10 protein-coding genes and 1 pseudogene are annotated in these 10,255 nt (G+C 39.5%); 1 reads left to right on the forward strand and 10 read right to left on the reverse strand.

Features of this window, described 5'->3' with window-relative positions; genetic code table 11:
* The 3 genes from AC075L_RS20635 to AC075L_RS20645 all read right to left on the reverse strand — a co-directional run.
* Positions 1-1,360: type 2 periplasmic-binding domain-containing protein (locus AC075L_RS20635; protein WP_476388115.1), on the reverse strand; the 1,360-nt coding region annotated here is incomplete at its 3' end.
* A gap of 19 nt (positions 1,361-1,379) precedes the next feature.
* Entirely contained in the window at positions 1,380-2,273 is an 894-nt protein-coding gene (locus AC075L_RS20640; protein WP_022380668.1) for a carbohydrate ABC transporter permease, read from the reverse strand.
* Positions 2,274-2,285: 12 nt separating this feature from the next.
* The gene (locus AC075L_RS20645; protein WP_008706704.1) at positions 2,286-3,224 is read right to left on the reverse strand and encodes an ABC transporter permease; all 939 of its coding nucleotides are present in this window, start codon (positions 3,222-3,224) and stop codon (positions 2,286-2,288) included.
* A 218-nt stretch (positions 3,225-3,442) separates the two neighbouring features.
* Here AC075L_RS20645 and AC075L_RS20650 point away from each other — a divergent pair, with 218 nt between their 5' ends.
* Positions 3,443-4,468 (forward strand): LacI family DNA-binding transcriptional regulator, encoded by a 1,026-nt coding sequence (locus AC075L_RS20650; protein ID WP_476388116.1) that lies wholly within the window; start codon positions 3,443-3,445, stop codon positions 4,466-4,468.
* 145 nt (positions 4,469-4,613) lie between these two features.
* Here the strand turns inward: AC075L_RS20650 and AC075L_RS20655 are convergent, their stop codons facing one another.
* From AC075L_RS20655 to AC075L_RS20685, 7 genes and pseudogenes are all read right to left on the reverse strand, one after another.
* A complete protein-coding gene (locus tag AC075L_RS20655; protein WP_330380683.1) occupies positions 4,614-4,763 on the reverse strand; it encodes an LbetaH domain-containing protein in 150 nt (49 codons plus the stop codon).
* Positions 4,764-4,924: 161 nt separating this feature from the next.
* On the reverse strand, positions 4,925-5,032 hold the full coding sequence (locus AC075L_RS20660; protein ID WP_173698679.1) for a maltose acetyltransferase domain-containing protein: 108 nt from the start codon (positions 5,030-5,032) through the stop codon (positions 4,925-4,927).
* Positions 5,033-5,590: 558 nt separating this feature from the next.
* Positions 5,591-5,689 (reverse strand): annotated as a pseudogene (locus AC075L_RS20665) (LysR family transcriptional regulator); the annotation flags it as partial.
* 37 nt (positions 5,690-5,726) lie between these two features.
* Positions 5,727-7,151 (reverse strand): alpha-L-fucosidase, encoded by a 1,425-nt coding sequence (locus tag AC075L_RS20670; RefSeq protein WP_025580031.1) that lies wholly within the window; start codon positions 7,149-7,151, stop codon positions 5,727-5,729.
* Between the two features lie 18 nt (positions 7,152-7,169).
* The gene (locus AC075L_RS20675) at positions 7,170-7,997 is read right to left on the reverse strand and encodes a carbohydrate ABC transporter permease (RefSeq protein WP_022380663.1); all 828 of its coding nucleotides are present in this window, start codon (positions 7,995-7,997) and stop codon (positions 7,170-7,172) included.
* An 11-nt stretch (positions 7,998-8,008) separates the two neighbouring features.
* On the reverse strand, positions 8,009-8,890 hold the full coding sequence (locus tag AC075L_RS20680) for a carbohydrate ABC transporter permease (protein ID WP_022380662.1): 882 nt from the start codon (positions 8,888-8,890) through the stop codon (positions 8,009-8,011).
* A gap of 158 nt (positions 8,891-9,048) precedes the next feature.
* The coding region (locus AC075L_RS20685; RefSeq protein ID WP_476388117.1) for a carbohydrate ABC transporter substrate-binding protein at positions 9,049-10,255 on the reverse strand (1,207 nt) is incomplete at its 5' end.

Genomic DNA, 10,255 nt, shown 5'->3' on the forward strand with positions numbered 1-10,255 from the left:
CATAATATTCATTTAATATAGCGAGAGGACCATTTACAGATTGCGCTTCACGTACTTCCACCGGTGACTGATCTCCTAAGTCCATATGCTTTAACATTTTTTCGCCATCTTTGTTTACAGACAGCTCAAAAATATTAAAGGAATCCTTCTCTCCATAGGTTCCCCAGTTATTTTGCGGAGACTGAAGGGGTGCATACATCTGATCGATCCATGCGGCAGCAAGTGCCGTGTTACGGCAGCTGGTAGTAAGCACACATCTTCCTCTGTCAAAACCGCTGGTCTCACTGTTGTTCTGTCTGGTGATATTTCTCATTCCATCCGGTCCGGTCAGTGCCGGAAGCATCACATAATCCGTATTGTTGTCTATATTAGCAATATCCCATGTGAAGCAAAGTCCATAACGGTGATTCTTTCCTTTTGCAACATAAGTAGACCATTCCTGTGTAAATGCTTCCGGATCGATCAGATTCTCTGTCACAAGTTTATGCAGCCATTTGATACCTTCTTTGTATCCTTCCTGAACCGTTGTATAAATCACCTTACCTTCATCTGTTACAGCAAAATGATCTCCTGTGTCCCCATAACCATCTCCGAATCCATTTATTAAGATTGAAGGATCCTGATCTCCGTTATTGATAATAAATGACATCGGTATTACATCACCTTCAATGGAAAACTCTTGTTTCAGATCATCTGCATGATCTCGAAATTGAATCAGTACCTGCTCCAGTTCATCTGTTGTGGTTGGAATCTCAAGACCAAGATAATCAAGCCATTTCTTATTAATATAAGGAATATCTCCAATGGCCTGAATTGCTTCTTTTCCGGAACCAAGCTGTTCAATCCACGGAAAAGAGTAAATATGTCCATCCGGTGCTGTACACATGGTTCTGTATTCCGGGTATTTTTCAAACACAGCCTGAAGGTTTGGCATATATTTGTCAATCAGATTTTCCAGCGGAATAATTATTCCCTGCTTTGCATAACGCAACAGATCATAATCACTCATGCCTGCATTAAACAGTCCATCCGGCAGATTTCCAAACTGAGCCAACGCCAGATTCTTTTTATCTGAAAACTGATCTGATACAAAGCAGGTCCAGTCGATATGAACATTTGTCTGTTCTTCCATTCTCTGGAAAATCACTCTTTTATTTGGATCCTGTGTTGAAGTGGCCGGTGCACTGGTAATAAAAGAAAGCTCCTCTGTTTCTTTCAATGGAAACTGTACATCCGATACCGGTGTATCCGGATTAATCTCAGCATCAAGCCTCTGCTGTTTTCCACACCCCATTATACTTACCATCATTGTTAAAGAAAGTCCAAGTGCAAGCAAACTTCTTACTCTGTTTTTCTTCATATCTGTATCATTCCTTTCTTTAGCCTTTTACCGAGCCAACCATAATTCCTTTATCAAAATATTTCTGGAAAAATGGATACATCACTAAAAGTGGTAAACTTGATACTACAATTGTTGCATATTTCAACTGTTCTGCTACCTTTGCCATCTCTGCTGTGCTTTGGATATCTGCAATCATTCCCGGCTGTGGAGTATTCTGCACCAGGATTGAACGCAGTACCAGCTGCAGTGGCTGAAGATTTGCATCGTTCAGATAAATCATCGCATCAAAGTAGCTATTCCACATTCCGACAAATGACCACAGTGCCAGTACTGCAATGATCGGTTTACATACCGGCATCATAATTTTGAAAAAATGCTGAATTTCATTAGCACCGTCAATTGCAGATGCTTCTCTTAATTCTGCCGGAATTGACTGATAATAAGTTCTTGCAAGAATCATATTCCAAACGTTAAATGCTCCCGGAATCAAAACCGCCCATACTGTATTTACCATATGCAGCTGATTGATCAAAATAAATGTTGGAATCATTCCTCCCCCAAAAAACATTGTGATCAGAAAAATCAGATTAAAAAATTTTCTTCCCACAAATTCTTTTTTAGACAGAGGAAAGGCTGCCAGTAATGTTACAAAAACTGAGATCACTGTAAATACAAATGAATACAGAAAAGAATTCAAAAATCCGCGCCAGATCATCTCATTCTCCAGTACTCTTCTATAAGCATCCAAAGTCCAGTCCTTAATATCAGAGCTCAGTCCCTGATTATTCAAAACAGTAGGATCCATAAAAGATGCAAGCACTACATATATAATTGGAATCGCAATAGAAAGTACAAACAGTCCAAGAATCGTGAATCCAATTCCAAGGATCAGACGATCTGTCCTTGAATATTTTCTCTTCTTTTTCTCCATCTTCTCTTCCTCCTATAATCCCTCTCCATCATTCAGCTTCTTTACAACCCAGTTTACAAAAATCAACAGAATTACATTTACAACTGAATTAAACAGACCTACTGCCGTAGAATAACCATAATCACCGTTCAAAAGACCGATGCGATATACATATGTAGATAAAATTTCTGATGCCGGCAGGTTCATATCTGTCTGCAATGCATATGCCTTCTCAAATCCAATGCTCATAATATTTCCTGCCTGCAGGATAAACTGAATTACAATAATGTTCTTAATCGCCGGAAGCTCCACGTACCAGATCTGCTGCAAAAGGTTTGCACCATCCATAACTGCCGCTTCTTCCAACTCTTTGCTCGCATTAGATAATGCTGCAGTATACATAATAGATGCCCAGCCTGCAGTCTGCCAGATTCCACTTGCTATATAAATAGTACGGAAAGCAGATGGCATTGTCATCCAGTTTGTGCTAATCCCAAGCAGCCTGTTCAAAGGTCCTACCGGTGATAACAGCATACGAACCATACCACAAAGTACTATTACAGATATAAAATTCGGCATATAGATCAGAAGCTGTACTTTTTTCTTGATCCCTGTTTTTTGAATACGATTCATAAGTAATGCCAGAATAATCGGAACCGGAAATCCCCATAATAATCCATAGATACTCAGCTTTAATGTATTCATCAGATAGTTCATAAAATCCGGTGATGATAAAAAACGTCTGAAATATTCAAGTCCAACCCATGGACTTCCAAGTACTCCCTTGATTACATTATAATCTTCAAACGCAATCAAAAGCCCTCCCATCGGGAGATACTTAAAAATGATTGTCAGTAAAAGTCCCGGCATTAAGAAAAAAAGATATAACTGCCAGTTTTTCTTCACATACGTAACCTTATTTCTCCACGTCTGCTTGCTTACGGGCTTTGCTTGGTTCTGCACTGTTTTCATGCACTTTTTCCTCCATTCCTTTCATACATTGTTCACGAAACCGGTTAAGTAACCGGTTACTTTATAATCTGATGTTACTACATCACACACTCTCTGTCAACACTTTTCTTCATTAAAATAACCGGTTACGTAATCGGTTATTTTAATATTGCCTTTTTGTATAATAATTGCTATACTTAAAAAAATATTTGCATTTATTTATAAGGAGAATAAGTTTCATGTCAAAAAAACAGGTGACATTTGCAGATATTGCAGCATATACCCATTTTTCAAAAACTACAATATCAAGATATTTCAATCATCCTGATTCCCTTACACTTGAAAATCAGGAAAAAATTTCTCAGGCCCTTGATACCCTTGGATATAAAAAAAATAAACTTGCAAAAGTTCTGGCGAATGGAAAAAGTGAATTTATCGGAATCATTATTCCGAATCTTTATCTGCATTATTATTCTGAAATGCTGACACAACTGCTGTCCAGCTACAGTGATTATCACTACAAATTTCTCGTCTTTAGCAGTGAACATGGGGCTGAAGAAGAACAGCAATATATTGAAGAGCTCCTATCCTATCAGATTGAAGGTCTCATTGTTTTAAGTCATACGCTGTCATCAAAACAATTATCCTCCTATCAGATTCCCATCGTTGCCATTGAACGTGAAGCGGAATATATCAGCAGTGTTACCACTGACAACTATATGGGTGCGCTTCAGGCTACCACTCTGCTGATCCGTGATAAATGTGATATACTGATCCACATCAATGTCAATGTTGAGAAAACAGTTCCTGCTTACGACCGTATTCGCGCATTTAAGGAAACCTGTGAAGAATATCAGGTTCCTTATGATATTGATCTAAGTGTAAGCGGTAATTCTTATCAGGAAATTTTAAATGAAATAAGACGCATTTTTACAAGAATAGAAGAGAAATATCCCAATCAAAAAAAAGGTATTTTCCTTTCCAACGATACTTATGCAAACATGTTTCTTAACCTGATTTTCCAGAAATACCGAGAATTACCCTCTTTCTATGAAATCATAGGATTTGATAATTCTCCCATTGCCAGTGAGGCAATTCTCTCAATCACAACCGTTGGTCAGCAGATTGATATTATTGCACAAACTGCCATGGAGCTTCTGGTTCAACAGATGGAAGAACAAAAAAAACGTTCCCCTAAACCACTGGAAAAGCCTGTCCATAAACAGATTACTCCAATATTGATTCGCCGTAATACAACCAGTTAAAACTAACCTTTCATTTTTCTCCGGAATACAATCTGTCCCAGAAATATTTCTGCCATATCGGATATTGGAATACTTAATTATTTGGGCAAAAAGGGGATGCCGAAAAGTGGTATTAACCGGCATCCCCTTTATTGATTGTATTATCTTATTTCATATGATCTTTTTCAGTTATTTTGCGAATAACCCGGCATGGATTTCCAGCAGCCAGACTATATGGAGGAATATCCCTTGTCACAACACTTCCTGCTCCTATTACACATCCCTCTCCTATGGTAACACCACCACAAACAACCACATTGGATGCCAGCCAGCAATTATCTTTTATAGTAATTGGTTTCGCCTATTCAAGATTATAAAAGCTTCCATCTTCTCTTTTTCTGCTATTACGTTCTTCAGGTAAAAATGGGTGCATGGGAGTTGCCAATGTGACATTTGGACCAATCATCACATTATCTCCTATATGTACTTCACATACATCCAAGCAGGTGAAATTAAAAATTGTTCCAATTCTTTATCCGTTGGATCATATAACTCTCCACTTATCATTTTTTCTCTTTCTGTCATTTCTGATAACCTCCAGTAAAAATTTTATTACCAAGTTAGTTATTTCCGAGTACTTAATAAGTTGTTCCTACTGCAATAATATATAGATAAGGAGAATCACTGTCAATGCAATCGTAAAAATTTGCGATTGATTTTTTGATTAATTTTAACTGTGTTATGGTCAAAAATCGTTTCTAACTCATGGGATTGTAAAACAGATTTTTGTACCCATCTATCAGGGCAAAATAACTGATATCTTTTAATTTAGACGCAGTGAACTCACGGTCAACAATAATCATCCCTTTTCGCGCAATGAGATTTCTAATCTATTCTTCATAGTTCAAAAATAGTTTTATCGGTTTTAATGCTTTTTCTATCGCTATAAAAATCTGCGTATATAGAAAAACGGAGGACCCTTAGGTCCTCCGTCCGGTCGCAGGCATCGCAAGTTTCTGCAACCTGATCACTGACAAGCATTTTAATACGAGCCTTTCTAAAAGACAAGTGCTTTCTGCGAACATTGTCCATTTGCACCATGACTCCTGCATTAGTTCCAAGATTACTTATAAAAATAATCTACAGTTTGGAAAAATCTATTCCAAACCAATTGGCAATTTTGCTTTGAATGTTCTCTCTTTCAAGCAGGTTCAATGGTTTTCTAATAATATCTTCTTGTTTCTACCTTAAGATATTATGAGAAAGAATGCTTTCCCTATTAAAGACTTTCAGGATAAATTCCAACAAATGAGAGCAGCGGAAGTACACGGAAATCATGTAAAACAATTTTCACTTTCTGGGCTTTTTGCCCCTTAACAGAAATGATCTTCTTATAACCAATTACTGTTCCTGTGTAAATACTGTTCCATATTTCCCCCTCTTTAACAAATATCTCAAATTTTTCCACTCTCTGACTATAGCAGACAGCCTCTTTTAATACCAGATACCCTAAGTTGTATGAACCGTCCAGACAAATGGTTATTTCTACTGGCAGTTCGCTGCTTTCAGGCTGAAACCAGGTTTCTGAAGTATCATCTGTCAAATCAGAAACCGGATGCGTCGGATCTTCATTTTCTGAAAAAATATGTGCTGTACTCATTAAATTATGAGTAAAAGATTTCTTTTTCCAACTTCCAAATTCTTCCAGACGTTTAACATCATTTTCATGAAGAAGCCCGTTTGGCATAGGTGGAATATTTAACAAAAAGGTTGCATTTCCTCCAACAGCCCCAATATAGATATAGATCAGCTCCTCCAGACTTTTCACCTGATCATCTTCTTCTGGATGATAAAACCATCCAGGTCTTATAGAAGTATTTACTTCTGCCGGATACCAGATCAGATTCGTTTCACCTTCAAGCGCTCTTCTGCTTCCAAGATCTTCCATGTCGCTGGTGATCCGGCGCATTCTAAATTCCTTATCATCGGTCTGCTGGCTTCTTTCCTGTACACTCTCTGCAAGTGCTGTACGTGCAGGAACAACACTCCACTCAGATTTTCTTACATCGCCAGCTTCATTTCCGCACCACCTGATATCCGGCCCACACACACAGATACATGCGTCTGGCTGATATTTTCTGACACATTCATAATAGCGTTTCCAGTCATATAGCTGTTTTTTTCCATTTGGTCCTTCTCCGCAGGCACCATCTAGCCAGACACTAAAAATATCTCCATAACCGGTGAGAAGCTCAGTCAGCTGTGCCAGATAGTAATCATCATATTCTTTTCCGCTTCCGTAACAAGGCTTGTTGCGATCCCATGGTGAAAGATAAATTCCAAATTTCATCCCATAACGACGGCATGCTTCAGACACTTCCCAGACCACATCTCCCCTTCCATTTTTCCATGGACTGGAGACAACGCTATGGCTGGTATATCTGGTCGGCCACAGGCAGAAACCATCATGATGTTTACAGGTAAGAATTACCCCTTTCATACCTGCATTTTGTGCTGCAGACACCCACTGGTCTGCAACAAACTCTGTAGGATTAAAAATTTGTGGTGTTTCTGTTCCATCTCCCCACTCACGATTGGTATATGTATTCATTCCAAAATGAAAGAACGCATAAAACTCTGTTGCCTGATAGGCAAGCTGGCGGCTGGAGGGAACTATTTTGATTAATTCCTGATCAGTTGGCATTTTATTTCCCCTTTCATTTTACCCTTTTAACCCGCCTGCACCAATTCCCTGAAGCAGATATCTTTGTCCAATCAGATAAATAATGATTGTTGGAATCATAATAATTACAAGTCCTGCAAACAGTGCACCCCAGTCCGTGGCATATTTCTGCACTTCAAACAAGTTTGCCATTCCGATGGGAAGAGTTTTCTTTGCATCTTCCGTGAGAAGAACAAGTGCCAATGGATATTCATTCCAGAAGCCCATGGCACTTAACATCGTAATGGTCGCAATTCCGGGTTTTGCAAGAGGCACCATAACTCTTGATAGCAGTTGGATATTAGTAGCACCGTCAATTCTTGCAGATTCCTCGTAATCTCTGGGTACTGCAGACATAAAGCCCTGTAAAGTAAAGATACAAAAAGGAAACTGCATAACTGCATAAACAAGGCATAGTACCGGCAGGTTATTTAATCCATTCACAGCCTGTAATTCCAGAAACAAAGGAATCATAATGTAGGTAGCCTGCAGAAAAATACATGCCATATAAATGGCAGAGATCAGTTTGCTGCCCGCAAAACGGTATCTTGCCAGTACATAAGAAATGGGAATAACCAGAAGCAATAGCAATACAGTGGAAAACACAGTCACAAATATGGAATTTCCAAAATAAGCGGCGATATTTGCTTTCTGCCATGCTGCCACAAAATTATCCAAATTCAAAGCTGTGGGCAATGCATAGGGATCTGTCAAATATTCTGCATTTGTCTTAAACGCAGACATCAGGTTCCAGAAAAGCGGGTACAAAAAGATAACGGTAAACAGAATCATCAGGATTCTGATACACCAGGTTCTTACAGTTTTCATCAGTCTCCCTCCTATTCTTTTTCAGATGATACTTTTTTAGAAATCATTGCAAGCACAATTGCAAGAATCAGGGTAAACATGGCGATTGCCATGGCATATCCAAAATTAGCGTTTCGCATACCCTGCGTATACATATACTGTAAAAGCACACTGGAAGCACCGTTTGGTCCACCGCCTGTCATAACGTTGGACAGAGTAAAACTTAAATTGATAGTACCAGACAGGGAAAGTATATAGGTCGTTCCAATGGATCTGCGAAGCAGAGGAATGGTAATCCTAAAGAACTTCTGCACTCCTGTTGCACCGTCAATGGAAGCAGCTTCATAAACCTCCTGGGAAATCCCGTCAATGGAAGCCACATGCATAACCATATAATAACCAATAGCCTGCCACACCAGGGCTGCACCGATACACCAGAGAGCCGTTTTTCCCTCTCCAAGCCATGCGTGTTTCCAAGTGGAGAGATGGAACAGATCCAGCATATGATTCAGAATTCCTCTTGTGGGATTAAACACAAAAGACCACACAATACCAACTACAGTCATGGAAACAATACTTGGGAAAAAGAATACGGTCCGGTAAAATGACTTTTCCTTGAGCTGTCCCTGAGTAAGGATAAATGCAAATACAAGACTTAGAAATATGGTCACAGCCGGGATTACCAGCATCAGCTTAAGAGTATTAAACAGTGCCTGAAGAAAATCCTTATCCTGGAACATATACTTGTAATTATCCAAAAATACAAATTTGCTGTTAAAGCCTACGCTAAGTGCAGTGGAACTGGTAAAAGACAGATAAATGGCATTTACCATAGGCACAATCATAAAAACAATGGTTAAAATCAATGCAGGAAGCGTACACAGGGCTATAAATAATCTGGGCTTCTTTACCACGCTTGTTCACCTCTTTAAATTTAAAGTATTTAATAAATGTGGATGACATCACCGATTGGCGATATATCTGTTCAGGGTTACAAAAGGCTGCTGCATAGCATACACTGTGTAGCAGCCTTTCCATGCTTTACCGTTTTTATCCGGCTGGTATATGAAGTTTAGTTGGCAGCTTCCATATCAGCACGAACCTGTGCAAAAGCATCTTCCACATTCTGTGCCCACTCTTCCACTGTCATTTCATCATTCATAACAGATGTAATCGGATTAAATATCTCATCTTTCGGGTTAACCTTGCAGTCAGCCGGAACTGCTGCGAAGCTCATAATCAGGGAGGAGGCAGTTGCCTCTTCGTAGATTCCGTACATGTTGTAGATTGCAGTAGACAGCTTATCTTTTGCTACTTCACGGGCACTCTTGGTAGCATAGAGGGCACCGGAAGCTTCTGCAAAAGCAGATACAGATTCATCACTATACAGGAAACGAAGAAATTCTTTTGCAAGTTCTGGATTCTTGGCAGCTGCCGGAATGGAAAACTGCTCGCAGCTGTCAAATACATAGTGCACATCGTCTGCGTTCTCGGTCGGGATCGTAGCCATTGCAAATTCAAATCCATCTTCTCTTGGCGCATCCTGCATCTCATTTTCCATCCAGGTTCCGTTTGTGATAAATGCAGCTTTTCCAAGCATCATCTCTGTCTGAGACTCTGTATGGTTCATACCAACAGTGCCCTCTAACAGATAGCCTTTATCTGCAATCTCTTTAATATGACTTAAAGCCTTTAACACACCCTCATTATTAAAGGAACCTTCTTCGTAATTGGCAATCTTAGTAAGTGCTTCTTCGCCGCACTCATTTGCAATTGCCGGCCAGAGCATTTCTTCCATGTATCCCGGATAAATTCCCTGATATGTGAAAAGTGCACGTCCGTCAATATCTTTTACCTTATCACCAAGTGCAAAGAACTCATCCCAGGTCTTCGGCACTTCCAGATTATTCTCATCAAAGAATGTTTTGTTGTAAATCAGACCCTGCGGACCACTGTTGAATGGTGCCAGATAGATCTCATCATCTCCGTATGGTGCACACTTTGTACTGGAAAGGATCCCATCTGTAATATCATCGCGAAGGGTACCGGTTCCAGCATAATTTTCTCCGTCAAAAACATCATCCAGGTTGAGAAGTGCATGATCTTTGATCAGGGAAAGGATTACACCATCCTCACCACCATCGTTAAGACAGATAAAATCAGGTGCATTTCCAGCTACAATCTGTGGACGGATGATATCTCCAATTGTAGGGCTGATAGTCATGTTTACTTTCACGCCCTCATGGCTTTCTTCAAAAAGCTCCACCATCTGATTCCAG

The organism is Blautia sp. ZXY-1-B12, assembly GCF_056339915.1.

Coding starts and splice junctions, on each gene's coding strand:
- AC075L_RS20645 (WP_008706704.1), bottom strand. CDS start 3,224: ATGAAAACAGTGCAGAACCAAGCAAAGCCCGTAAGCAAGCAGACGTGG.
- AC075L_RS20670 (WP_025580031.1), bottom strand. CDS start 7,151: ATGCCAACTGATCAGGAATTAATCAAAATAGTTCCCTCCAGCCGCCAG.
- AC075L_RS20640 (WP_022380668.1), bottom strand. CDS start 2,273: ATGGAGAAAAAGAAGAGAAAATATTCAAGGACAGATCGTCTGATCCTT.
- AC075L_RS20660 (WP_173698679.1), bottom strand. CDS start 5,032: ATGACAGAAAGAGAAAAAATGATAAGTGGAGAGTTATATGATCCAACG.
- AC075L_RS20675 (WP_022380663.1), bottom strand. CDS start 7,997: ATGAAAACTGTAAGAACCTGGTGTATCAGAATCCTGATGATTCTGTTT.
- AC075L_RS20650 (WP_476388116.1), top strand. CDS start 3,443: ATGTCAAAAAAACAGGTGACATTTGCAGATATTGCAGCATATACCCAT.